The organism is uncultured Serinicoccus sp., assembly GCF_947487915.1.
Lineage (GTDB): Bacteria > Actinomycetota > Actinomycetes > Actinomycetales > Dermatophilaceae > Ornithinicoccus.
The window spans coordinates 216,737-239,571 of the sequence record NZ_CANKYH010000007.1; the positions used below are offsets into that span (position 1 = coordinate 216,737).

A 22,835-nucleotide genomic window follows, 5' to 3' on the forward strand; every position below is an offset into this window, starting at 1 on the left:
GTGAACCTCTCAGGTGGTGGTGGTTGGGGTCTGGTCGCTGAGTCGCCCCAGGAACTCGTCGAGCTGGGGACCGGTGGGGATGGCAGACCTGCCGTCGAGCCCCTGACAGGCCAGCGCTGCGCACGCGTTGGCACGCTCCACCGCCTCCGCGAGGGGCCGGCCCTGGATGACTCCGGCCACGAGGGCGCCATGGAAGACGTCTCCCGCCCCCAGCGTGCTGAGCGGGCCAGGCACCCGGTGCCCCGGGGTCTGGTGCAGCCGTCCGTCGACGGAGTGCCAGGCGCCAGCCGCCCCGTCCGTCACCACCACCCGGTCCGCCCCCTGGCTGCGCATGTGGTGGACGGCGGCGCCGAGGTCTCCCGGCCACAGGGTGCTGACCATCGGCCTGGACGGGACATAGAGATCGATCCCGTTCAGGTCGAGGCTCGGGACCGGGTTGCCGTGGTCGAAGCTGATGAGGCTGTTGCGGCTGTGCTCTCTCGTCAAGGCCTCGTAGCCGACCTGGTCGACGTGCAACCAGCCCTCGACATCGGGGATGCGCTCGGGCGGCGGGGCGGTCCGGGCGCAGATCTGCCGTCCGGCTTCCGTCCTGTCGACGATGATCACGCTCGCACCGCTGGGCACCTCGCGGTCTCGCGTGACGTGGGCGATGTCGACCCCCTCGCTGGTGAGGCTGTCGAGGATCAGGTCCCCCTCCGCGTCCGCACCCACCCGGCCGCAGAACCCCACGGACACCCCCAGTCTCGCGGCGGCCACCGCCGCCGTGGCTGCCGGCCCGCCGCCGGCGTGCACGATCTCCCGTGCGACGACCCGCTCGTCCGGACGAGGGGCTCGGTCCACCGACACGACGACGTCCAGGTTGGCGGCCCCGACGCACAGTAGATCAAGCCCCATCTCGAAGTCCTTTCACGTCGCCTGGCCCGGAGAATGACCGACCTCGCCGATCCCTCTTGTGCATCTTCGCACACTTGTGTGAGAATACCAACACACTCTGTTGGAACACTCACAGCCGAGTCACCGCCGCTGGCCCGACGACACAGCGGCCCTACCGAGGAGACACGATGACGTCAACGACGACTCGCACCACCCGCATCCTGGCGATCCTGCTTCCTGCCGCCCTGCTCACCGGAGCGTGCGGGAGCAACGACGGAGCCGGTCAGGAGAACCCGGCCGAGGCCACGGGAGAGTTCGACTGGCAGCGGTACTCGGGAACTGAGATCCGCGTCTCCTCGCTCCAGTTCCCGTGGCAGGAGGCGATCGCGGAGCGACTGCCGGAGTTCGAGGAGCTCACCGGCATCACCGTCGCCCTCGACGCGTTGCCGGAGGAGCAGTTCCGGCAGCGCCTGCAGGTCGAGATGACCTCGGGGTCGGAGGACATCGACGTCTTCGCCACGTCCCCGCAGAACGACGCAGCACGATTCGTCCAGCTGGGGTGGTACGAGGACCTCAACCCGATGCTGTCCAACGAGAGCCTCACCAGCCCCGACTACGACTTCGCGGACTTCGGCGAGGGCCTCATCGAGTCGCAGACCTACGACGGGCAGCTCGTCTCGCTCCCCACCGTCGTCGAGACGCAGATCTTCTTCTACCGCCCCTCCGTCCTGGAGCAGTACGACCTCGAGGTGCCCGGAACCATCGACGAGCTGGAGTCGGCCGCGGCCACCATCTCCGAGGACGGTGAGGTCATCGGCTGGGCGACCCGAGGCAAGCGTGCGGCGGCGGTGACGCAGATCGCCTCCTTCCTCTACAACTACGGCGCGGAGTTCATTGACGAGGACGGGCAGGCTGCCTTCGACACCCCGGAAGGGGTCGAGGCCTTCCAGACCTACGGAGACCTGCTGCGCGAGTACGGCCCCGCCGGGTCGGCGAACAACTCGTGGGAGGAGCTGCTGGCCCTCTTCCAGCAGGGCCAGATCGCCATGTGGGCGGACAACAGCGGCCAGGTGGCCTCGGTCCTCGACCCGGAGGTGTCCTCGGTTGCCGACGACGTGGAGTTCGCCCCGATGCCCGCCGGGCCCGCGGGCGACGCCCAGACCTTCTTCGGCTGGTCGGCAGCCATCTCCCCGGAGTCCCAGGAGAAGGGCGCGTCCTGGCTCTTCCTCCAGTGGGCCACCTCGCCGGAGATGGTGGAGGAGCTCCAGGTGGAGGCGGACGTCGTCGGTGGGCGTGAGTCGGCCGAGTTCGCCGACGACACCCCCGAGAGCTTCATCGACGCGTTCCAGTCGTCGCTCGCGCGCAGCCGCTCCCAGCTGCCCGCCGTCATCCCGGTGCCGGAGGTGCGCGATGCCATCGGTCAGGCCATCGTCGTCTCCATCGAGGGTGGCGATGTCGAGGCCGCGGTCTCGACGGCCGCCGAGGAGTTCAACCGCATCGTGCAGGCGCAGCAGTGACCTCCGCCCACGCGCGGCCCGGCAGAGGCGGCACCACCCGGGCGGGACGAGGAGGTGGACGCACGTGACCCCTCCGTCGACGAGAGCACGTGAGCGCCGTGTCCAGGACGAGCCTCGTCAGGACCCGGGCCAGGGAGCAGAAGAGCGGCGACGAGGCTGGCTGTCGCGGGTGAACGACGTCATCGACCGACATGTCAAGTCGGTCTTCGCGACCCCGGCCGTGGCCTTCGTCGTGCTCATGATGATCTTCCCGATCGCCTACACGCTCTACCTGTCGCTGCACGACTGGTACGGCAGCACCACCAGCCCGCCCACGTTCGTCGGGGTCGACAACTACGTGCGCATCTTCTCCAACGACCCGCGCTTCTGGGACGCCCTCGGCAGGACTCTGCTGTTCACCGGGCTCGCCGTGTCGATCCAGACGGTCCTGGGAGTGGCCATCGCGGTGCTGCTGCACCGGCAGTTCGCCGGCCGAGGACTCGTCCGCAGCCTCATGCTCCTCCCGATGATCGCCACCCCCGTCGCGGTGGCACTGGTCTGGCGGCTGCTGTTCCAGCCCGAGCTCGGGCTGCTGAACGACATGCTGATGGCGGTCGGGCTGTCGCCCTCCGCCTGGGTGGCCGACTCCTCCATCGCACTCTTCTGCCTGGTGCTGGTGGACGTCTGGGAGTGGACCTCGCTCATCACCCTCGTGACGTTGTCCGGGCTGGTGGCCCTGCCGACCGAGCCGATGGAGGCTGCCGTGGTCGACGGCGCCAGCGCCTGGCAGCGGTTCTGGCTGATCACGCTTCCCATGGTGCGGCCGGTGATCGTCATCGCGGTGGTCTTCCGGCTGATCGAGGCGCTGAAGACGTTCGACCCCATCATCGTCATCACCCAGGGCGGCCCGGGGTTCGCCACGGAGACCCTCAACATCTACATCTACAACACGGCGTTCCAGTACCAGCAGCTCGGATACGCCTCAGCGCTGCTCCTGGTCTTCTTCGCCATCGTCTTCACCCTCGCGGCCGTCACCCTCAGCTTCCGCCGCGGAAAGGCCTCCTCATGATGACGGAAACACAGCAGCAGGCACGCCGGGCATACCGGCGCCGGGCCCTGGTACGCACGGCGGGGTTCTACCTCCTCCTGGCGTTCGTCCTCGCCCCGTTCATGTTCGTCTTCCTCTACATGGTCGCGACGTCGTTCAAGAGCCCGCTCGACATCAACTCGGGGTCGTTCACCCTGTGGTTCACCCCCACCCTGGACAACTACCGAGACGTGCTGCTCGGGACGGACTTCCTCGCCTTCACGGTCAACTCCTTGGTGGTCGCCGGGTGCTCGACGCTCATCGCGTTGGTCATCGGCCTGCCCGCGGCGTTCGCCATCGCTCGCTACAAGATGCCCCGGCTGGGTGCCGTGATCCTGTCCTCCCGCATCACCCCGGGGATCGCCTTCCTCATCCCCTGGTTCATCATCTTCAGCCAGGTCGGTTGGATCGACACCTACCAGGCGCTCATCCTCAGCCACCTGCTGGTCAACCTGCCGTTGGTCACCTATCTCATGGTCAGCTTCTTCGAGGACTTCCCGGAGGAGCTCCTGGACTCGGCCGCGGTCGACGGCGCCTCGGCGGTCGGTACCTTCGTGAAGGTCGTCCTCCCGGTCACCAGGGGCGGCATCGCCTCAGCAGCCATCCTCGGCTTCGTCTTCAGCTGGAACAACTTCCTCTTCTCGGTCGTCATCGCCGGCCGGGACACGCGGACCCTCCCGGTCGCGGTCTTCGAGTTCATGTCCTACGGCAGCATCAACTGGGGTGCCATCTGTGCGGCGGCGACCGTGATGACGCTGCCCGTCATCGTGCTGGCCCTCCTCGTCCAGCGGCACATCGTCGAGGGCCTGGCCGGGGGCTCGCTCAAGGGCTGAGCGCCCGCGACGAAGGGGGCCGTGGCCTGCACTCCCACGGCTAGATGGCCTGGTCCGCGCGCAGTGCCGCGATCTCCTCCGCCGTGAACGCGAACTCGCTGAGCACCTCATCGGTATGCTGCCCGTGCAGCGGCGGAGGCGTCCGCACCGAGGCCGGGGTCCGGGACAGGTGGTAGGGGACCCCCAGGAAGCCGAGCTCCCCGACAGGGGTCTCCAGCTGGACGACCATGTCGTTGTGCTGGGTCTGCGGGTCGGTGAAGGCCTGTGCCATGGTGTTCACCGGAGCCACGAACATGTCCTCGGCCTCCATCAGCTCCACCCACTCGGCGGTGCTCCGCCTCGTCAACGCCTCCTCGATGCGCCGCGTGAAGTCCTCCCGGTTCTCGAACCGGGACCAGTAGGCGCTGAAGCGTTCGTCCTGGGACAGGTCCTCGATCCCGATGATCCTGCACAAGGTGCCGATCTGTCGCCCGCTGGACAGGGCGATGTGCCCGTCGGCCGTGCGGTAGAAGCCGTAGGGGGGCGGGGTCCAGGGACTGGCGTGGCTCGCCGGCCGCCGCAGAGGCTCCCCGTGCGGGGTGTTGAGCGCGTGGAACCCCCACTCGGCCAACCCCGCGAGAGCGCTGTCGAAGAGGTTGACACTGACCTTCTGGCCCTCTCCGGTCGCGGCACGATGCACCAGGGCGCAGGCGACGGCATACGCCCCGTTCATCGCGCCGAGGGTGTCGGCGATGGCGGTGCCGACAGGTACTGGTCTCCCGTCGGCGTCACCGTTGACCCGACCCCACCCCGTGAGTCCCTCCACCAGGACGTCCTGGCCAGGCTTACGAGCGTAAGGACCGTCGTCGCCGTACCCGGTGGCCGAGGCGTAGACCAGACCGGGGCGCAGTTCGGCACACCGCTCGTAGCCGAGACCGAGCCGGTCCATGACGCCGGGCCGGAAGTTCTCGTAGACGACGTCGACCGAGGGCAGCATGCGCTCGATCATCCGTACGCCGGCCGGGTTCTTCAGGTCGACCGTGATGCTGCGCTTGTTGCGGTTGTTCGCCAAGAACCCGGAGGAGTAGATCTTCGAGTCCTCCGGGTCCGAGCCGTAGCTGGACCTCTCGCCGTAGCGGTCGTCCGGACGACCGTCCGGCGTCAGCGACGTGCGGCGCTCCACCTTGATGACGTCGGCGCCCATGTCGGCCAGCATCTGGGTGGCGTAGGGGCCCTGCATGCGTTCGGTGAAGTCGAGGATCGTGGTTCCGTGCAGCGGTCCGGTCATCGGGTACTTCCTCCTGTGTCGGCGCCGCCGGCTGCGGCCAACGGGCTCGTCGTGGGTGAGGTCGAGGGCGACTGGCTGCTCTTCGAGGTCGACCGGTTCTTGCCTGCCGCCCGAGACCAGGGCGCCCGTCGGCGTCGTGTCTCCGTCAGTGCGGTGCGCGGGTCGATCCAGAGGTAGGCCAGGTCGATGAGCAGGTTGACGACGATGATCATCGAGGCGATGACGAAGACGCAGGCGGTGACCAGCGGGAGGTCCCGACGCTCGATCGCCTGGATGAACAGCCCGCCTACCCCAGGCCAGGCGAAGATGGTCTCGATCACCACGGCTCCGTTGAGGAAGGTGGCGATCTCGTCGCCTCCGACCGTGATGATCGGGATGAGGCTGTTCTTCAGCGCGTGCTTGCGGACGATGGTGTGCTCCGGCATCCCCTGGGCACGCAGGGTGGTGATGTAGGGCTTCTGCATCTCCTCGACCATCGCCGAGCGGCTCACCTGCGCCAGTCTGCCCAGGGGTCGCAGCGCCAGCGCCGTGGCGGGGAGCACCGCATACTCCAGCCCGCCGTAGCCGGAGGTGGGCAGGAGCTGGAGGTGCACGCCCACCACCAGGATGAGCATCAGCCCGAGCCAGAAGTCGGCGATCGACACCCCGGCCAGCGAGATCGTGGTCAGCGTCCGGTCCAGGGGACCCTCGGGACGGAGCGCGGAGATGATGCCCAGGGCCAGGGCCAACGGCACGGCGACACCCAGGGTCACCGTGGTCAGGAGCAGGGTGGCCGGCAGCCGCTCGAGCACGAGCGGGAGGGCCGGGACGTTCTGCCAGACCGAGATCCCGAAGTCGCCGGTCAGCCAGCCGGAGACCGAGCGCCAGAACTGCACCAGGATCGGGTCGTTCAGCCCCATGCTCTCCCGGGTGTCCAGGTACAGCTGCTCCGAGGCCGACGGGGGCAGGATGAGGCGCGCCGGGTCGCCGATCGCGTTGACCACGAACCAGACCGCCACCAGGACCGAGGCGAGGACCAGCACCGCATGGAGCAGTCGCTTGCCGAGATATCGCAGAACCACGTCGTTCTCCTGAGCAGGGGGCGGGTGTTCAGTAGGTCTGGCTGGGCGCCGCTGCGGAGCTGGGCGCATCCGTGGCAGGCCGCACCGCCAGCTTCAGCTCAGCCGCGGCGGCGCGGGCCAGCAGCCCGGCGTCCGAGACGACGGTGACGAAGTCGAAGCCGAGCGAGAGGTAGTGCTGGGCGGCCCCGCCCGACCCGGTATGCATCCCGATCGCCAGGCCGCGGCTGCGGCAGGCCTGCTGGATCGTGTCGACCGCCGCGACGAACTCGGGGGTCGTGGTGTTCGGCCGACCCCCCAGCGCCAGGGTGAGGTCGTTGGGACCGATGTACACGCCGTCCAGGCCGGGGGTGTCCAGGATGTCGTCGAGGTTCTCCATCGCTGCCGCCGTCTCGATCATGACGATGCAGGCCACCTGCTGGACCACCTCGGTCTCCCCGCTCCCCATCACCTCCCGGGCCCGGATGGGACCGTAGGAGCGCTGCCCCTGGGGAGGGAAGCGGCACGCCGACACGGCCCGAGCGGCGTCCTCGGCGGTCTCGATCATGGGCACGACCACGCCCGCCGCCCCGGCGTCGAGCGCCGACATGATGGCGGGAGGCTCGTTCCACCGGACCCGGACGAGCGGTGCGGAGCCGGAGGCGTCGATCGCCTGCAGCATGGGCACCATCGTGGAGTCGTCGATCAGCCCGTGCTGCTGGTCGACGCAGACGTAGTCGAATCCCTGCCGGCCCAGCACCTCCGCCGCCACGGTGTCGGGAAGGGTGCACCACGCACCGGTCATCTGCGAGTCCTGGGCCCACTGGGCGAAGAAAGGGTTGCTGTACACGTCGTGCCTCCTGGCTGATGGTGGAAGGGGTGGCACGGCCGGGCCGCCGTCGAGGGCGGCCCGGCCGCGGGTCTCACTCGCTGACGGTCATCTCCTTGAGCAAGATGAAGCCGTCCATCCTCGGGGTCCACTCCAGTCGCTCGGTCATGCCGAAGTTGAAGTTCGGCTGACCGATCGGCACCACGGGGACCTCTTCATAGACGTACTCGGCGATGGCGGCGAGCGCCTCCTGACGCTCGTCGTCGCTGGTCGTGACCGCCTCGGCGTACATGTCCTCGAGCGTGGGGGCGCAGTAGGCCGAGGTCTGCCCGTCGCAGCTGTAGTAGCCACCGATGGAGCCGGCGTAGTCCATGAGCTCCTGGCCGTGCTGCTGCAGCCCGGCCCAGGCCCGGTCCTCCGGGATGTTGTCGTAGCCGATCGTCCACTGCTCCTCGAAGGCTGCGGTCTCCTGCGTCTCGCTGGTGGCTCCGGTCAGGCCGATCTCCTGCAGCTCGGCGGCGATGACCTGGACGGCCTCGCTCGCCCGGAGGATGAAGCCCTCTCGGGCGATGACCGTGATCGGCGCGGTCACGTCCACGCCGTCGGCCTGCGCCTCCGCGACGAGCTCGGCCGCCCGGTCGGGGTCGTAGGGGTAGGGCTCGAGATCGGCGTACCCGACGGCACCGGGGCCGACGATCTGTCCGACCGTCTCTCCCCCACCGAGGATGTCGTTCATGATCTGGTCCTTGTCGATCGCCAGGGCGATCGCCTCACGCACCCGCTGGTCCGCGAGCAGCGGGTTGGGCGTGTCCAGCCGCAGGACCACCGTCTCCACGGTCGGTGTGGACTCGCAGACCGGCGCGGCCTCGCACTGCTCCGACGTGATCCGTGGCGCGAGGTCTGCCTCGTTGCTGGACAGCATCCCCGCCCGCACCTCGGTCTCCGGACGGAAGACGTAGGTGGCCTGGGCGATGTCCTGCTCACCCATCGCCTCGTCGGACTCCGCGCCCCACCAGTCCTCGTTGGCGGTCAGCACGATGTTCTGGCCGCGGTTCCAGGACTCGAAGGCGTAGGGACCCGTGCCGATCGGGTTGGTCTCGTAGCCGTCCGGATCGTCCACCTGCTCGGGCGAGGGGATGGTCACGAAGTAGAGCCGGGTGGGCAGGATCGGGTCCGGGCTCTCGGTCTCCACGTTCAGGGTGAACTCGTCCACGGCGCTCGCCGTGACGTCAGGCCCCAGGAACGTCCTCATGGGGAAGGCGTTCTCCGGGTCCAGGACGAAGTTCAGCGAGGTGGCGGCGGCCTCGGCGTCGAAAGGCGTCCCGTCGTGGAAGGTCACCCCTTCACGGAGCGTGAACTGCCAGTTGGTGTCGTCGATCTGCTCCCAGCTCGTCGCCAGCTCGGGGACGAGCTCGTTGGAGTCCGGGTCGCGGTTCAGGAGCGCCTCGGTCACGTTGCGGAGCACCGGGTGCCCGTCGTTGGAGTAGGCGTTCCAGCTGGCCAGCGTGCGTGGCTCCTCCGGCAGTGCGATGGTCACCTCGGCGCCACCCGTGTCGTCCGCCGTCTCCTCGGTCTCGCCTCCGCTGCAGGCGCCGAGCACCAGGGCAGATGCGGCCACGCCCGCCACCACGGCGGATCGTCCGGACGGCCGGTGCGCCCGCCGCCTCGTCGTCAGTGGTGTCACTGTGCTTCTCCTCTCGGTCGCGGGCGTCATCGTTGACGTCCGTCCGGTGGTGCGGCTCTGCTGCCGTCCACGGGTTCTTGGTCCCCTCGGAACGGTCGCGTCGCAGCGGCGTAGCGAGGATCTCGGTGTGTGGCGTCGCCGGCCAGCGCCTGGAATGCGGCGACCAGTCCGCGCTCCGAAAGCGGCTCAGGCCGGAGGGCGACCATGGCGAGGCGGAGGGCCAACGAGTTCCGCGTGGCCAGCTCGGCGGCGAGCGAATGTGCGGCGCGGTCCAGCTCCTCGTCCGCCACGACCCGGGTGACGAGGCCGCGGGCGAGTGCTTCTGATGCGTCCACGGTGCGACCGGTGAGGATCCAGTCCGTCGCCACCCCCAGCCCCACCACCGGGGCGAGTCGCTGCAGCCCCCCGGATCCGGGCAGGCTGCCCAGGCTCACCTCCGGGAGGGCGAAGGTCGCGTCCTGCGCAGCGATCCGGATCGTGCACGCCAGGGCCAGCTCCAGCCCCCCACCGACGCACCAGCCGTGCAGCGCCGCGACCACGGGGACCGCACACCCCGCCACCAGGTTCTTGGTCGCGAAGTCCAGTGCCACGTACTCCTGCTCGGCCCGTCCGCTGAGCTCCCCGATCTCTCGCAGGTCGGAGCCGGAGCAGAACGCCCGCCCAGCGCCGCGCACGACGATCGCCCCGATGTCCTCGTCCGCCTCCAGCTCTCGCACAGCGGCCGCGAAGACACGGTGCGCGGCCGAGTCGAGCGCGTTCAGCACCTCCGGCCTGTTGAGCGTGATGGTGCCGACGCGGTCCTCGTCCCTGCTGACCACCACGCTCTCCCGGGTCTGTCCGGTCGTCATGGTCGTCCTGCCTCCGTCGTCTGCGCGGAGCGGCGGGCGGCCAGCTTGGCCCGCTCCGAGCGCGGGTCCGGCTCGGGAACGGCGGCCATCAGTGCTCGGGTGTACTCGTGCTGCGGGTCCTCGTAGATCTGTTCTCGCGTGCCGATCTCACGGATCTTGCCGTCCTGCATGACGGCGATCCGACCGCAGAGATGGCGCACCGTGGAGAGGTCGTGCGCGATGTAGACGAGGGTCAGGTCGAGCCGTTCCCTGAGGTCGGCGAACAGGTTGAGGATCTGGGCCTGGATGGAGACGTCGAGCGAGGCGACGGGTTCGTCGCAGACCAGCAGCTTGGGCTTGAGGGCCAGCGCCCGGGCGATGCCGATCCGCTGCCGCTCCCCGCCCGAGAAGGCCGCAGGCTTGCGGGTCAGGTGGTCCGGGCGCAGCCCCACCAGCTCGAGCAGATCGACCACCTCGTCCTTCACGGTGGTGGACGACTCGCGTGGCCGGTGGATACGGATCCCCTCGGCGATGATGTCGGCCACGGTCATCCGCGGGTTGAGCGAGGAGTACGGATCCTGGAAGACGAGCTGCGCTGTGGAGCGGAGGCGCCGGAGTGCGGGTCCGCCCAGGGCGAGCATGTCCTCGCCGTCCAGGCGCACCTCCCCGGCGGTCGGCTCGATCAGCCGCAGCACGCAGCGGGCCGTCGTCGACTTCCCGGACCCGGACTCCCCCACCAGCCCGAGGGCCTCACCCTGCATGACGTCGAAGGACACGTCGTCCACGGCGCGGACGAGTCCCGGGCCGTGGCCGAACTCCCGGACCAGACCTCGCACCTGTAGCAGCGGAGTCGTCATCGCAGCTCTCCGGGTCGCTCGGCCAACCAGGCCGCCCGCAGGCAGGCGCTCGCGTGCTCTCCGCCGGGAGGCCTCTCGAGGGGAGGCGGTGTGGTGCGGCACTCCGGTTGCACGTACTGGCACCGAGGGTGGAACGGGCACCCGGTAGGGAGCCGGGAGGGGGCCGGCGGGCCCCCGCCGATGGTGAGGAGACGTTCGGGGACGGGGCCGCTGATCCGGGGCAGGGACTCGAGCAGTCCCAGGGTGTAGGGGTGGATCGAGCGGTAGTAGAGCTCGTCGGTGCTGCACTCCTCCATGACCCGGCCCGCGTACATGACGATGACCCGTTCGGCGAGACCCGCGAGGATGCCCAGGTCGTGGGTGATGAAGACCACGGCGACGCCCTGCTCGTCGGTGAGTCGGTAGAGCAGGTCGATGATCTTGGCCTGGACACGGACGTCCAGGGCCGTCGTGGGCTCGTCCGCGATCACCAGTCGGGGCTGGCCGATGAGCGCCATCGCGATCATCACCCGTTGCCGCATCCCTCCGGAGAACTGGTGGGGATAGTTCCGGGCACGTCTGGCCGGATCAGGTATGCCCACCTCGCCCAGCATCTCGACCGCGCGGCGATGAGCCTCCTTCTTCGGGACCCGTCGCAGCAGCAGCGGCTGGGCCACCTGGTGACCGACGGTCCGCGTGGGGTCCAGGGCGGAGAGCGGATCCTGGAAGACGTAGCTGATGTCCCATCCACGCAGTGCGCGCAGCCGGTCCTGAGGCGCCGTGAGCAGGTCCTCACCCTCGAAGACGATGCTGCCGGTGGTGTGGTCGCGGGGCGTCAGCCCGAGGAGCGCCTGCGCGGTGACCGACTTCCCCGAGCCCGATTCGCCGACGATGCCCAGCCGCTCCCGCGGCCGGACGTCGAAGGACATGCCGTTCACGGCGCGGATGGGCCCGTCCGCCGAGGGAAAGGTGACGGTGAGGTCACGCACCGACAGCATGGCCTGGCCCACCTCGACCGGCGCGCTGGTGTCTGATCTGGCCTGCGTGCTCATCGAGTGCTCCCCTCCGTGCTGCGGACCGCCAGCCCGGACAGCACCTCCTGCGTGTGCTCCCCGTGCGCCGGCGGGCTGGTGGGGGGTGGCAGCGGGGTGCGGGAGAACCGCGCCGGCGGTGCCACCAGGTGCACGGGGCCGTGCCGGCCCTCGACCGTGACGATGCGACCGGTGGCCGTCACCTGGGGGTCCCTCGCCGCCTGCTCGAGGGTCAGCACGGGCGCCGCGTAGATGTCCCGGGCGACCATCAGCTGCATCCAGTCCGCGGTGCACCGGGTCCGCAGGCGGCTCTCCAGCAGGTGCTCCATCTCCTCCCTGTGCTGGTCCCGCACGGCGAAGTCGGCGAAGCGTGCGTCCTGGGTGAGGTCCGGCAGGCCGAGGATCTCGCAGATCTGCGGGATCTGCCGCCCGCTGGACAGAGCGATGTAGCCGTCGGCCGTCGCGTAGAAGCCGTAGGGAGGGGGGATGTAGCCGTGCCCGTGCATGGCGGTGCGCCGCTCCGGCTCGGGAGCGTCGCTGTTGAGCAGGTGGACGACGTGCTCGGACAGCGCGGCCAGCGCGCTGCCCAAAAGGTCGACGTGCACCCGCTGCCCCTCACCGGTCCGTTGCCGGTGCACCAGGGCGGCGAGCGCGGCCGCAGCCCCGTTGAGCCCTCCGAGCACGTCCGTGATCGAGAGTCCGACCGGCAGAGGTCGCCCGTCCGGCGCGCTGTTGGCCTGGCCAAGACCACTGAGGGCCTGGGCCAGGACGTCCTGCCCAGGACGGCTGCTGTAGGGACCGTCGGGTCCGTAGCCCGAGGCGGACACGTAGACGAGCCCGGGGTTGTCGGCCGCCAGTTCGTCGTACCCCAGCCCCAGCCGGTCCAGCACACCGGGACGGAAGTTCTCGTAGAGCACGTCTGCTGACCTGGCCAGCTGTCGGGCGGCCCGCACCCCCTCGGCCGACTTGAGGTCCAGCACCACGGAGCGCTTGTTCCGGTTGTTGGCCAGGAAGGTCGCGCGGTAGAGCGAGGTGGGGGCCGGCTCGCCGGGCGCCTGGTAGCGCTCGTCAGCGCGGCCGTCCGGCGTGAGCGCGCTCGGCCGCTCGACCTTGATCACCTCCGCCCCGAAGTCACCGAGCATCTGGGTCGCGTACGGCCCTTGCACGCGCTCGGTGAAGTCCAGCACGGTCACCCCGTCCAGCGGGCCGGTCACGGGACCACCGCCGTGGGAGGTGCCTGGAACGACACGAAGCGGACCTCGGTCATCTCGACGACGGCGCTGGCCGGCCCCTCGCGCGTGTTGCCCGAGTCCCCGACGCCGCCGTAGGGCTGTTGGTCCAGCCGGGTCGTGGGGATGTCGTTGACGAGCACGCCGCCGAAGTCCAGCTCGCGTACCGCCCGCAGGGCCAGGCCGAGGTCGCTGGTGAAGATCCCGGCCTGGAGCCCGTACGGCGTCTCGTTGGCGATCGCGAAGGCCTCCTCCGGCTCGTCGAACGGCACCACGGTCAGCACCGGCCCGAACGCCTCGGCGTCCCGCAGCTGGGACCCTGTCGGTGCCTGGTCGACCACCGTCGGCCGGAGGCAGGCGCCGTCACGGACACCGCCCGCGACGAGAGAAGCACCCATCCCGGCTGCCTCGTCGATCCACTCCTGCACCCGCTGGGTGGCGGCCGGGAGGATCAGCGGACCGATGTCGGTGCCGTCGTCGAACGGGTCCCCGACCACCAGCGCATCGGCCCGGCGCCCGAGCTCGTCGACCAGGTCCTGGTGCCTGCTGCGGTGGACCAGGACCCGCTGCACCGAGATGCAGCTCTGCCCGCTCGTGCCGTAGGCGGCACGCACGATCCGGATGGCCGCCTCGGCGACGTCGGCGTCCGCAGCCACGATGACCGGCGCGTTCGACCCGAGCTCGAGAGCGACGCGCTTGCGATGGGCGGTCTGCGCGATGCCCCAGCCCACCGTGGTGCTCCCGGTGAAGGTGACCAGCCGCGGGATGGGGTGCTCCACGAGCGCGGGGCCGGCGGAGACCCCGTCGTCGGTGACCACGGTGACCCAGTCCTCGGGCAACCCCGCCTCGAGCAGGAGCTCGTGCAGAGCCAACGCGGTCAACGGGGTCTGGTGCGCCGGCTTGAGCACGACGGCGCAGCCGGCGGCGATCGCCGGCGCCACCTTGTGCAGGACCGTGTTCAGCGGGAAGTTGAACGGGGTGATGGCGGCCACCACACCGATCGGCAGACGCAGCGCCATCGCCATCTTCCCCTCGCCGGTCGGCGTCGCCTCCGCGGCCACGAGGTCTCCGGTCAGGGTGCGCGCCTGGGCGGCCGCGAAGCGCACCGTCTCGGTGGCCCGAGACACCTCCGTGCGCGCGTCTCGGATCGCCTTGCCGTTCTCCAGCGTGATGATGGCGGCCAGCCGCTCGGTGTGGTCGGCCAGGAGGAGCGCCAGTCGGTCGAGCACCAGCGCCCTCTCCCACTGCGGCATCCCCCGCTCCTGGGCGCCGTGCGCCCTACGGCACGCGGCATCCACCTCTGCCGGTCCGCACCGGGCGACCGACGCGACGACCTCCTGGGTGTAGGGGTCCACCACGTCCACCTGGTCGGCGTCGGGGAACTGCTGCAGGTTGCCGGGAAGTCCGGCCCGGGTGGCGGCACGGCGGTCCTGGGCCGAGCTGGCCTCGCCGAACGCCGTCTCGAAAGATGTGGTCTGGGTCGACATGTCAGATCCCTTCACCGATGGTGACCTTGCTGAACTGGGCCTGGCTCGACCGGGAGCGGAGCCAGGTGGCGATGATGTTGACGCTGAGGGTGGTGAGCAGGATGGCGAGGCCGGGGACGGCGACGAGCCACCACGCGCTGGTGAGGTACTCCCGCCCCTCCGCCAGCATCAGTCCCCAGGACGACTCCGGGGGCTGGATCCCCAGGCCGAGGAAGCTCAGGCTGGCCTCGGTGAGCATCATCACCGCCAGCTCGAGGGTGGCGAGCACGAGGATGGGCCCGAGGATGTTGGGCAGCAGGTGGCGCACGATGATGCGTCGGCCGGGCGCACCGAGGGAACGTGCGGCCTCGACGAAGAGCTCCTCCCGCAGGGCGAGCACCAGCCCCCGACTGACCCTGGCGTAGACCATCCAGCGGGTCACCGCCAGGACCAGCACGACATTGACGAAGCTGGGCCCGAGGACGTACAGCACGAGCAGGGCGATGAGCAGCGAGGGCACACTCATCTGGAGGTCGACCAGGCGCCCCACGACGTCGTCGAACCAGTTGCGGTAGTACCCGGCGATCATGCCCACGGTGGTCCCGAACAGCCCGGACACCACCACGCTGGCCGCGGCCACGGTGAGCGAGATCTGCCCCCCGAGCATGACCCGGGACAGCTCGTCACGGCCCAAGGGGTCCGTGCCCAGCAGGTGGATCCCTCCGTCCGGGTTGGGCGTCAAGGGCGGCCGGTTGCGCATCGCGACGTCCTGGGCATACGGGTCGAAGGGTGCGATCCACGTGACCAGCAGGGCACTGCCCACCGCCACGACCAGGACCAGCGCGCTGAGCGACACCAGCTTGTGATGCCACACGAAGCGCGCCAGGCGCCGCCCGGGGGCTCGTCCGGAGGAGTGTGATGTGGTCATGACGTCACCCGAGCATCGAGACGCCGCCGTCGACGTAGATCGCGGCACCGGTGATGAAGGACGCATCCTGGGACAGGAGGAACTCGGCCGTGGCCGCCTGCTCCTCCGGTTCCGACAGCCTGCCGAGCGGGATACCGGGTCGGAACGCCTCGAGCGACCCCCGCAGCTTGGCCTCCAGCACCTGGGGACCATCGGTGCGGACCGCCTCCTCGATCATGGGCGTCTTCGTCACGCCGGGGCACAAGGCGTTCGCCCGTACGCCGTGCGCCGCGAGCTCCAGGGCGACCTGCCTGGTCAGGTGCAGTACCGCGGCCTTGCTGACGCAGTAGGCGGACTGGTTCATCCGAGCGGCGTTGGCGGTGACCGAGGCCACGGTGACGATCGCCCCACGCGTGCGGAGCAGCTGGGGGCGGCAGGCCCGGATGGCGATCAAGGTGCCCATCACGTTGACCCGGTGCACCCGGTCCCACGTGTCCAGGCCGAGCTCGTGGAAGGGGGCCGCGGGCTGCCTGATCCCTGCGGCCGTCACCAGGCCGTAGAGGGGGCCGAACGCCTCCTCCGCCTGGTCGACGGCGGCCCGCATCTGCTCCTCGTCGCAGGTGTCGGCGCTGACCCCGATCGCCTCATGACCGGCGTCGGTGAGCTCTCGAGCGACTCGCTGCACCGCATCCTGGTCGAGGTCGCAGACCACCACGCGGGCGCCGGAGGACGCGAGACGCCGCGCCATCGCCGCGCCCATACCGCCGCTGCCACCGGTGATGAGGACGGGTTCGGAGGAAAACGTCATCGTGCTCCCAGCCTTTCGATCACTGCGGTGGTGACGTCCTCCGTGGAGGCCGTCCCACCGATGTCGGGTGTCATGACGCCGTCGTCCAGTACCTGCTCGATCGCCGACATGAGGTCCTCGGACGCCTCCGTCTCCTCGAGGTGCGTGAGCATGAGCACCGAGGACCAGAGCTGTCCGACCGGGTTGGCGATCCCCTCACCCGCGATGTCGGGGGCGGAGCCGTGCACCGGCTCGAACATCGAGGGGAACCGGCGTTCGGGGTTGATGTTCGCCGACGGCGCGACGCCGATCGATCCGGCGACGGCGGCGGCGAGGTCGGTGAGGATGTCGCCGAACAGGTTGGAGGCGACCACCACGTCGAAGCGGGTCGGATCGAGCGCGAAGAGCGCTGCGAGAGCGTCGATGTGGTATTGCGAGGTGGTGACGTCGGGGTGGGCGGCAGCGCGATCCGCGAAGACCTCGTCCCAGAAGGGCATCGTGTAGACGATCCCGTTCGACTTGGTTGCCGAGGCCAGCGACCCCCGCCGCCGGGCTGCCAGGTCGAAGGCGTAGTCCATGACCCGGCTGACCCCCCTCCGGGTGAACACGGACTCCTGCACCGCGATCTCGTGCTCGGTCCCGCCGTACAGCCGCCCCCCGATCCGTGAGTACTCGCCCTCCACGTTCTCCCGGACCACGACGAGGTCGAGGCCGGCCACCCGTTCAGGTACCAGGGGGCTGGGGACCCGGGGCAGCAGCCGGGCGGGTCGGAGGTTGACGTACTGGTCGAACTCCCTGCGGATGGGGATGAGCATCCCCCACAGGGACACGTGGTCCGGGACCCCGGGGGCTCCGACCGCTCCCAGCAGGATGGCGTCGGTCGGCGCGAGGATGCTCAGGGCGTCCTCCGGCATCATCGAGCCGGTGCGTCTGTAGTACTCGCAGCCCCACTCCTGGTGCTCCCACCGGAAGTCGAGGCCGTGCTTGGTGCCGAGCGCGTCCAGCACCCGGGTGGCGGCGGGGAGTACCTCGTGGCCGATGCCGTCGCCGGGAAGAGCGGCGATCCGGTAGGTCCGGGTGGTGTCCTGGTTCGTCACGATCTGCCTTCCCAGTGCAGGCGCGCCCGCACGTCGGTCGTCCGATGGCCTGCTTCGTCCTCGATCCACAGCTCCAGGCCGACGACCCCGTCCGCCGTCACGTCGGTCACGACGCCTTGGCAGAGCAGGGGCGAGCCGACCAGGTCGATGCCGCGGTACCGGACGGCGAACTGCTGGATCCAGCTGCCCGGCGGCGCCCAGCCCAGGGCGAGCTCTTCCAGGAGCCCTGCCTTGAGGAAGCCGTGCACGATCACGGAGGGGAAGCCGCGGTCCCGCGCGTAGGAGTCGTCGAAGTGGATGGGGGACGGGTCCTGGGCGGCTCCGGCATACCGCACCAGCTGCGTGCGGCTGGTGAACCGGACGCGGGAGGGCAGTGGGCTACCGGGTGCGGGGTGGGTGTCCGCGCTCATCGGCGAGTCACCCCCGGTGCGGTGGAGGCCGGGAGCGCGAAGCCGAGGACGTGCCCGCACCTGGAGGTGGCCACGAGGGTTCCCGAGGCGTCCCTCATCTCGTTCTCGCGGACCCGGAAGAGCAGGGTCCCCCGGGAGCCTTCCTTCTCGTAGACCTCCGTGTAGCGCGTCGTCACCGTGATCTCGTCGCCGACCTGGAGGGGCCGCACGTACTCCACCTCGTTGAACGCGTTACCCCCACCCGTACGCGGGAACGGCAGCTCGAGCAGGAACCCGTCCAGCTGGAGGTCGCGCCGCTCCACGGGGTCGAGGGCGCCGAAGTAGGTGGCCGGGACCCGCCCCGACGGGTCCGCCTCGCCCTCGAGCGCCCGGGCGAAGTGGTCCAGGTCGTTCGACTGCACCTGGTACTCGAAGGTACCGGCGACCTCACCGACGCGCAGCGCCCGCCGCAGCTGCTCCAGCGGCAGGGCGGACGCCGGATCCGCGCCACCCGTCCGGACGCGAGCCAGGACCCGCACCGTGGTCCGGCCGTCGGAGCGCCGGGACCGGAGCTCACATCCCAGCACCTCGTCGCCGGCCTCGCCACGACTGACCTCGGTCACCTCTCCCTCGAAGACCAGCGCATCACCGACCGGCGCGGGTGCGAGGTAGATGGCGTCCACGTGGGTGACCCGCGCGTCCGCACCCAGCCAGCGTCGAAGCTGCTCGAGCAGCACCGCCACCTGCAACGGACCGTGCACGACCGCTCCCTCGAGCCCTCGCTCCCGCGCTGCGTCGTCGTCGTGGTGGATCTCGGAGAAGTCCTCGGCCCCTGCCCCCCAGCGCAGCAGGGACGACGGCGGCAGGACGACGGGTCCGACCGGCGGTACGCGGTCTCCTGCCACCCGCGGCGCCGTCACCGGGCCACCTCCAGGTCAAGGCTGATGCCGGTGCACCAGCCGACCCGCTCTCCCGTACCGGGACGCATCAGCTCGGTCAGGAAAGTGGTCCGGACGAGCCGCGACCCACGGCTGGTCCGGCGTTCTTCGATGCTCGCGACCGAGCTCACGGACACGAGCTGCTCGCCGTCCTCGACACCGAGCAGCTGCGTCCAGCTGCTCCCGCCGTCGATCTGTCGGTCGAGGGCCTTGGGGCGGGGAAGCCCCGCCTGCAGCGCGTGCACCAGGGGGTCGGGGCAGACGTCCTGGAGGGTCACACTGCGCCCCTGCGCGGGCCCGAGTACCAGGTCGACGGCGGCCTGCAGCAGCTCGGCCCGCCGGACATCCACCGGCAGCCGTCGCGGGCGGGTCAGCTCGCCGGCCCGAACGCCGTCGTGCTCGTCCAGAGCCTGCCAGGTCTCCGCATCCTCGACGAGGCTCACGGGTGACCACCGGCTCCTCGGTCGGCGGAAACGATTTCAGCGCCGACCCACGAAAGACGCCGCGGAGACGGGGAGTACTGCCCCTGCCATGGCGTCCGCACGGGCTCAGAGGACACCCGGGTCACAGCCGGATGAGAGACCTTCAGCATCGTTGCTTCTTTCGGAACCGTTTTCAGGAAGTGACGCAACTGTAGGTGATCATCGGACGTGCGCACAAGGGTTCGGGCAGGATCGGGCTGAGCGGGTCTCAGTCAGCGTCGAACTGCCGGGAGGTGGACTCCCGCACCATGAGGCGGGTCGGCAGCACGACGGTGTGGGCCATCCGTCGGCCGTCCTGGAGGCGGTCCAGCATCATGTCGGCCGCGCGTCTCGCCATGTCCGGGACGTGACGCCACACCGAGGTCAGCGACGGCGACCACAGGGCGACCACAGGGTCGTCGTAGTAGGTCGCGACCGCGAGGTCCTCGCCGATCCGCACCCCCCGACGACGCAGCTGGGCGAGGGCACCGACGACCGCCGCGGTGTTGCCGTTCGCCAGCACGATCGCGGTGGGTGGCTCGGGATCGTCGAGGAGGCGAGCCACCCCCTCGCTGCCGTGCTCGTGCGACCCCCGCCCGCTGATGAGGAAGTCGGGGCGGATCTCCAGCCCGTGCTCCCGGGCCACGTCCTGCATGCCGAGGATCCGTTCCCGGGTGGAGTACAGCGCCTCCGACCCGCTGATCATGGCCAGACGCCGATGCCCCTGGTCCACCAGGTGCTCGCTCAGCTGCTGCGCGCCGTACCGGTGGTCGCTCAGCACGGCGCTGACGTCAATGTCGTCGACCTGCCGGTCGAAGAGCACGACGGGGACCGTCCACGAGCGCAGCTCGGTCGCGAGCAGAGGGTTCCGGTCGTCGGCGAAGGAGGCGACCAGACCGTCCACGCGCCGTTGCTTGAGCACCATGAGGTTCTCCAGGTCGACCTCGCTCAGGCCGTTGGAGTTGGTGAGGATCACGTTGTACCCCGCCCGGCGCAACTCGCTCTCGAAGATGTCCATCATCTGGGCGTTGAAGGGGTTCAGCACGTCGTTGACCAGCATGCCGACGGTCTTGGTCTTGCCACGGCGCAGGCCGGCGGCGAGCAGGTCCGGCTGGTAGTTGACCTCCTCCACCGCCCGTAGCACCCGCTCGCGCAGCTCGGGGCTGACGTTGGGGTAGCCTCCGAGCACCCTGGTCACGGACGATGGCGACACCCCGGCACGGAGCGCAACGTCCCGGATGTTCGACATCTGCTCCCCTTCTGCCGTCGGTGGGCGAAGACTACAGGCTCATCAACGCGCGGCAGAGCATCAACGTGGGCAGGGCCAGGACCAGGACGAGGAGCGCGTGCCCTGCGTTCGCGCGCGCCACCTCGAAGCCGTTCAGGCCGAACCTCCCGGACAGGTACACGTTGAGCCCTGAGACCGGACCCACCGAGGCAGAGGCGCCCCAGGCGATCGTCGCCGTCAGCGCGAAGAGGGTGGGGTCCGGCTGCGTCGGAGCCACCAGGACCGCTGCCATCGCGATGCTGATGATGGGATGGATGCCGATGACGGAGAGCGCCGTCATGCCCAGGATGCACCCCCAGGCCACCACCACCGTGAACTCCCCCACCGGTGCCCGCACCCCGAGCTCGCCCACCAGCATGAAGAGCCCCACCGAGAGGACACCGGCCGCGACGAACAGCGCCGCCTCGCCCCGCAGTCGCGGCAGCCCGTGGACCACGTGGCGCCCCAGGGCGCCGAGGAGACCGGCCCGCAGCGTCCATGCCCCCAGCACCACACTCACGAACAACGCGGAGAGCAGGACGACGGTGGAGACCGGCAGACCAGGGACGAGAGCGTGTCCGACGACGACGCACAGGAGGAGCGAGACCGGCAGCAGCAACATGCCCGGGGTCACCTCGTACCCCCGGTAGTCGTGGGACCCGTCGGGGAAGCGACGCTGGAGGAGCAGGAGACTGAGCGCCAGCGCGGCGACGGCCAGGACACCGCCGCAGAGCACGAGCGCCCGGGTGTCGGCCGCCGGGGCGTACGCGATCGCGGTCGCGGAGGAGGCCCAGAAGGGCGACCAGAAGGCAGCCACGGAGAAGGAGCGGGAGAGCAGCAGCCCGTCGAGCAGCGGCAGTCTCGTGCGTCCCCGCCCGAGGTGCCCACCGACGATGTCCACGGCGGCGAGGTTGATGACCGAACCCAGGCCGTGCACCAGACCTGAGGTACGCCACAGCGCGACCCGTCCGGGGCGCCCCTCCTGTCCCTGGCCCCCCGGCTGACGCACGGTGACCAGCCGGGTGAACGACACCGCGGCGAGCATCCCCACCACGCCCTGGTTGAGCGAGGTCAGCTGACCCGGCGCAGGACGGGCGCCGAGCAGCATCGCCCAACCCAGGGCCACTGCCCCGACGGCGACGAGGACGAGAGCGACCCAGCGGGTCACGGGGCGCACGATGAACAGTGCGGCCACCAGGACCACGAGTGCTGCGACCCCGGCCACCACCCCGGCTCCCGGGTAGAGATTCCCCAGGGGGACGGTCAGGATCACCAGGGCCAGGCCGAGGCCGACCACCACCTCGGCAGGGGCCGACCTGGTCAGTCTTCGAGCCGGGCCAGTACCGGCGCCAGCGAGGCCTTCAGCTCGAGCCCGATGCCCGGTGCGTCCGGCAGCGTGATGTAGCCGTCGACCACCCGGTCACCATCGGCGAAGCCGCCGAAGGGTTCGAAGATGCCCGGATAGGACTCCGATCCCCGCAGGCCGCAGCCCGCCGCGATCGCGAGGTTGAACTGATGCCCACCGTGAGGGACGAACGCCTGCGGCGTCCAGCCCAGCTCGCCGAGGGCGGCCAGCGTGTGCTGGTACTCGGTGAAGCCGTAGCTGAGGGCGGAGTCCATCTGCAGCACGTCCTGCTCGGGACGCAGCCCACCGAACCGGGCCAGGTTGACGGCCTCCTGGCGCGACAGCAGGTTCTCCCCGGTGGCCAGCACGCCCGGGTATGCCTCGGCCACGCTCTGATGACCGGCGTAGTCCAGGGGATCGACGGGCTCCTCGTACCAGTGCAGCGGCAGGTCACGCAGCGCCTCGGCGTAGTGCACCGCCGTCACGACGTCGAAACGCCCGTTGGCGTCGACCGCCAGGGTGCACCCCTCTGGCAGCACCTCCAGCACAGCCTCGATCCTGTGCAGGTCCTCCGTGAGCGGCGCCCCACCGATCTTCATCTTCACGGTGCGGTACCCCTGGTCCAGGTAGCCGAGCATCTCCTGCTGCAGCGCCTCGATCCCTCGGTCCGGGTAGTAGTAGCCACCGGCCGCGTAGACCCAGACCTTCTCCGCCGGCGCGCCCAGCCCGACCGGTGAGCGCTCGGCGATGAGCCGCTGGACGCTGAGGCCCGCAAGCTTGGCGGCCAGGTCCCAGGCGGCCATGTCGAGGATCCCGACGGCCACCGCCCGGTCCCCGTGTCCACCGGGCTTCTCGTCTCGCATCGAGGCGGCCCAGATCCGCGCCGGGTCCAGGTGTCCCGTGGCAGGGTCCACGAGCGTCTCCTGGTCGGCCCCGAGCACCCGGGGAATGATGCGGTGGTCGAGGATCCCGGGCTGGGCGTAGCGGCCGTTGCTGTTGAAGCCATAGCCCACGACCGGCTTGCCGTCCCGTACCTCGTCGGTCACGATCGCCAGCACGCTCACGTCCATCGACGAGAAGTTGATGAACGCGTTGGCCATGTCGGCCTTGATGGGCTCGGTGACGTGCCGGATGTCGACGATGCGCATG

General features: G+C 70.1%; 22 protein-coding genes. 3 read left to right on the forward strand and 19 right to left on the reverse strand.

What is annotated here, in order from left to right; all coding sequences use genetic code 11:
- Window positions 1-9: 9 nt before the first annotated feature.
- Window positions 10-894, reverse strand: coding sequence for a carbohydrate kinase family protein (locus Q0795_RS11115; RefSeq protein WP_298889668.1), 885 nt, complete (start codon window positions 892-894; stop codon window positions 10-12).
- A 167-nt stretch (window positions 895-1,061) separates the two neighbouring features.
- Between Q0795_RS11115 and Q0795_RS11120 the strand changes: the two genes are divergently transcribed.
- From Q0795_RS11120 to Q0795_RS11130, 3 genes are all read left to right on the forward strand, one after another.
- A complete protein-coding gene (locus tag Q0795_RS11120) occupies window positions 1,062-2,390 on the forward strand; it encodes a sugar ABC transporter substrate-binding protein (protein ID WP_298889670.1) in 1,329 nt (442 codons plus the stop codon).
- Window positions 2,391-2,559: 169 nt separating this feature from the next.
- Window positions 2,560-3,438 (forward strand): carbohydrate ABC transporter permease, encoded by an 879-nt coding sequence (locus tag Q0795_RS11125; RefSeq protein WP_298889672.1) that lies wholly within the window; start codon window positions 2,560-2,562, stop codon window positions 3,436-3,438.
- Complete coding sequence (locus Q0795_RS11130) at window positions 3,435-4,289, forward strand: carbohydrate ABC transporter permease (RefSeq protein WP_298889674.1); 855 nt, start codon at window positions 3,435-3,437, stop codon at window positions 4,287-4,289. Before Q0795_RS11125 ends, Q0795_RS11130 begins: the two co-directional genes overlap by 4 nt.
- Before the next feature lie 40 nt (window positions 4,290-4,329).
- Here the strand turns inward: Q0795_RS11130 and Q0795_RS11135 are convergent, their stop codons facing one another.
- The 18 genes from Q0795_RS11135 to Q0795_RS11220 form a co-directional block, all read right to left on the reverse strand.
- Window positions 4,330-5,556: a CaiB/BaiF CoA-transferase family protein gene (locus tag Q0795_RS11135; RefSeq protein ID WP_298889676.1), complete on the reverse strand. Its 1,227-nt coding sequence runs from the start codon at window positions 5,554-5,556 to the stop codon at window positions 4,330-4,332.
- Window positions 5,553-6,617, reverse strand: coding sequence for an ABC transporter permease (locus Q0795_RS11140; protein ID WP_298889678.1), 1,065 nt, complete (start codon window positions 6,615-6,617; stop codon window positions 5,553-5,555). The genes Q0795_RS11135 and Q0795_RS11140 overlap by 4 nt, the downstream gene beginning before the upstream one ends.
- A 28-nt stretch (window positions 6,618-6,645) precedes the next feature.
- The gene (locus tag Q0795_RS11145; RefSeq protein WP_298889680.1) at window positions 6,646-7,443 is read right to left on the reverse strand and encodes an aldolase/citrate lyase family protein; all 798 of its coding nucleotides are present in this window, start codon (window positions 7,441-7,443) and stop codon (window positions 6,646-6,648) included.
- Between the two features lie 73 nt (window positions 7,444-7,516).
- On the reverse strand, window positions 7,517-9,040 hold the full coding sequence (locus Q0795_RS11150) for an ABC transporter substrate-binding protein (RefSeq protein WP_298889682.1): 1,524 nt from the start codon (window positions 9,038-9,040) through the stop codon (window positions 7,517-7,519).
- A 92-nt stretch (window positions 9,041-9,132) separates the two neighbouring features.
- A complete protein-coding gene (locus Q0795_RS11155) occupies window positions 9,133-9,954 on the reverse strand; it encodes an enoyl-CoA hydratase/isomerase family protein (RefSeq protein ID WP_298889684.1) in 822 nt (273 codons plus the stop codon).
- Window positions 9,951-10,790: an ATP-binding cassette domain-containing protein gene (locus tag Q0795_RS11160; protein WP_298889686.1), complete on the reverse strand. Its 840-nt coding sequence runs from the start codon at window positions 10,788-10,790 to the stop codon at window positions 9,951-9,953. Before Q0795_RS11160 ends, Q0795_RS11155 begins: the two co-directional genes overlap by 4 nt.
- Complete coding sequence (locus tag Q0795_RS11165) at window positions 10,787-11,821, reverse strand: ABC transporter ATP-binding protein (protein ID WP_298889688.1); 1,035 nt, start codon at window positions 11,819-11,821, stop codon at window positions 10,787-10,789. Before Q0795_RS11165 ends, Q0795_RS11160 begins: the two co-directional genes overlap by 4 nt.
- On the reverse strand, window positions 11,818-13,014 hold the full coding sequence (locus Q0795_RS11170) for a CaiB/BaiF CoA-transferase family protein (protein ID WP_298889690.1): 1,197 nt from the start codon (window positions 13,012-13,014) through the stop codon (window positions 11,818-11,820). Before Q0795_RS11170 ends, Q0795_RS11165 begins: the two co-directional genes overlap by 4 nt.
- Complete coding sequence (locus tag Q0795_RS11175; protein ID WP_298889692.1) at window positions 13,011-14,516, reverse strand: aldehyde dehydrogenase family protein; 1,506 nt, start codon at window positions 14,514-14,516, stop codon at window positions 13,011-13,013. The genes Q0795_RS11170 and Q0795_RS11175 overlap by 4 nt, the downstream gene beginning before the upstream one ends.
- Before the next feature lies 1 nt (window position 14,517).
- Window positions 14,518-15,423 carry an ABC transporter permease gene (locus Q0795_RS11180; protein ID WP_298889694.1) on the reverse strand — a complete coding sequence of 302 codons (906 nt, stop codon included), beginning with the start codon at window positions 15,421-15,423 and terminating at the stop codon, window positions 14,518-14,520.
- 4 nt (window positions 15,424-15,427) lie between these two features.
- Complete coding sequence (locus Q0795_RS11185; RefSeq protein WP_298889696.1) at window positions 15,428-16,210, reverse strand: SDR family NAD(P)-dependent oxidoreductase; 783 nt, start codon at window positions 16,208-16,210, stop codon at window positions 15,428-15,430.
- On the reverse strand, window positions 16,207-17,286 hold the full coding sequence (locus Q0795_RS11190; protein ID WP_298889698.1) for a tartrate dehydrogenase: 1,080 nt from the start codon (window positions 17,284-17,286) through the stop codon (window positions 16,207-16,209). The genes Q0795_RS11185 and Q0795_RS11190 overlap by 4 nt, the downstream gene beginning before the upstream one ends.
- Window positions 17,283-17,696, reverse strand: a complete 414-nt coding sequence (locus tag Q0795_RS11195; protein ID WP_298889700.1) for a MaoC/PaaZ C-terminal domain-containing protein — start codon at window positions 17,694-17,696, stop codon at window positions 17,283-17,285. The genes Q0795_RS11190 and Q0795_RS11195 overlap by 4 nt, the downstream gene beginning before the upstream one ends.
- Window positions 17,693-18,595, reverse strand: a complete 903-nt coding sequence (locus tag Q0795_RS11200) for a MaoC family dehydratase N-terminal domain-containing protein (RefSeq protein WP_298889701.1) — start codon at window positions 18,593-18,595, stop codon at window positions 17,693-17,695. Before Q0795_RS11200 ends, Q0795_RS11195 begins: the two co-directional genes overlap by 4 nt.
- Window positions 18,592-19,056: a hypothetical protein gene (locus tag Q0795_RS11205; RefSeq protein WP_298889703.1), complete on the reverse strand. Its 465-nt coding sequence runs from the start codon at window positions 19,054-19,056 to the stop codon at window positions 18,592-18,594. The genes Q0795_RS11200 and Q0795_RS11205 overlap by 4 nt, the downstream gene beginning before the upstream one ends.
- 247 nt (window positions 19,057-19,303) lie before the next feature.
- Window positions 19,304-20,323, reverse strand: coding sequence for a LacI family DNA-binding transcriptional regulator (locus Q0795_RS11210; protein WP_298889705.1), 1,020 nt, complete (start codon window positions 20,321-20,323; stop codon window positions 19,304-19,306).
- Window positions 20,324-20,354: 31 nt separating this feature from the next.
- On the reverse strand, window positions 20,355-21,641 hold the full coding sequence (locus Q0795_RS11215; RefSeq protein ID WP_298889707.1) for a hypothetical protein: 1,287 nt from the start codon (window positions 21,639-21,641) through the stop codon (window positions 20,355-20,357).
- 20 nt (window positions 21,642-21,661) lie between these two features.
- The gene (locus Q0795_RS11220) at window positions 21,662-22,834 is read right to left on the reverse strand and encodes an enolase C-terminal domain-like protein (RefSeq protein ID WP_298889709.1); all 1,173 of its coding nucleotides are present in this window, start codon (window positions 22,832-22,834) and stop codon (window positions 21,662-21,664) included.
- Window position 22,835: the final 1 nt, after the last annotated feature.

What these genes read in the sequence shown, in the direction of transcription:
- Q0795_RS11115 (WP_298889668.1), bottom strand. Translation starts at nt 894, where the DNA reads ATGGGGCTTGATCTACTGTGCGTCGGGGCCGCCAACCTGGACGTCGTC.
- Q0795_RS11120 (WP_298889670.1), top strand. Translation starts at nt 1,062, where the DNA reads ATGACGTCAACGACGACTCGCACCACCCGCATCCTGGCGATCCTGCTT.
- Q0795_RS11130 (WP_298889674.1), top strand. Translation starts at nt 3,435, where the DNA reads ATGATGACGGAAACACAGCAGCAGGCACGCCGGGCATACCGGCGCCGG.
- Q0795_RS11135 (WP_298889676.1), bottom strand. Translation starts at nt 5,556, where the DNA reads ATGACCGGACCGCTGCACGGAACCACGATCCTCGACTTCACCGAACGC.
- Q0795_RS11155 (WP_298889684.1), bottom strand. Translation starts at nt 9,954, where the DNA reads ATGACGACCGGACAGACCCGGGAGAGCGTGGTGGTCAGCAGGGACGAG.
- Q0795_RS11160 (WP_298889686.1), bottom strand. Translation starts at nt 10,790, where the DNA reads ATGACGACTCCGCTGCTACAGGTGCGAGGTCTGGTCCGGGAGTTCGGC.
- Q0795_RS11165 (WP_298889688.1), bottom strand. Translation starts at nt 11,821, where the DNA reads ATGAGCACGCAGGCCAGATCAGACACCAGCGCGCCGGTCGAGGTGGGC.
- Q0795_RS11175 (WP_298889692.1), bottom strand. Translation starts at nt 14,516, where the DNA reads ATGTCGACCCAGACCACATCTTTCGAGACGGCGTTCGGCGAGGCCAGC.
- Q0795_RS11180 (WP_298889694.1), bottom strand. Translation starts at nt 15,423, where the DNA reads ATGACCACATCACACTCCTCCGGACGAGCCCCCGGGCGGCGCCTGGCG.
- Q0795_RS11185 (WP_298889696.1), bottom strand. Translation starts at nt 16,210, where the DNA reads ATGACGTTTTCCTCCGAACCCGTCCTCATCACCGGTGGCAGCGGCGGT.
- Q0795_RS11195 (WP_298889700.1), bottom strand. Translation starts at nt 17,696, where the DNA reads ATGAGCGCGGACACCCACCCCGCACCCGGTAGCCCACTGCCCTCCCGC.
- Q0795_RS11210 (WP_298889705.1), bottom strand. Translation starts at nt 20,323, where the DNA reads ATGTCGAACATCCGGGACGTTGCGCTCCGTGCCGGGGTGTCGCCATCG.
- Q0795_RS11220 (WP_298889709.1), bottom strand. Translation starts at nt 22,834, where the DNA reads ATGCGCATCGTCGACATCCGGCACGTCACCGAGCCCATCAAGGCCGAC.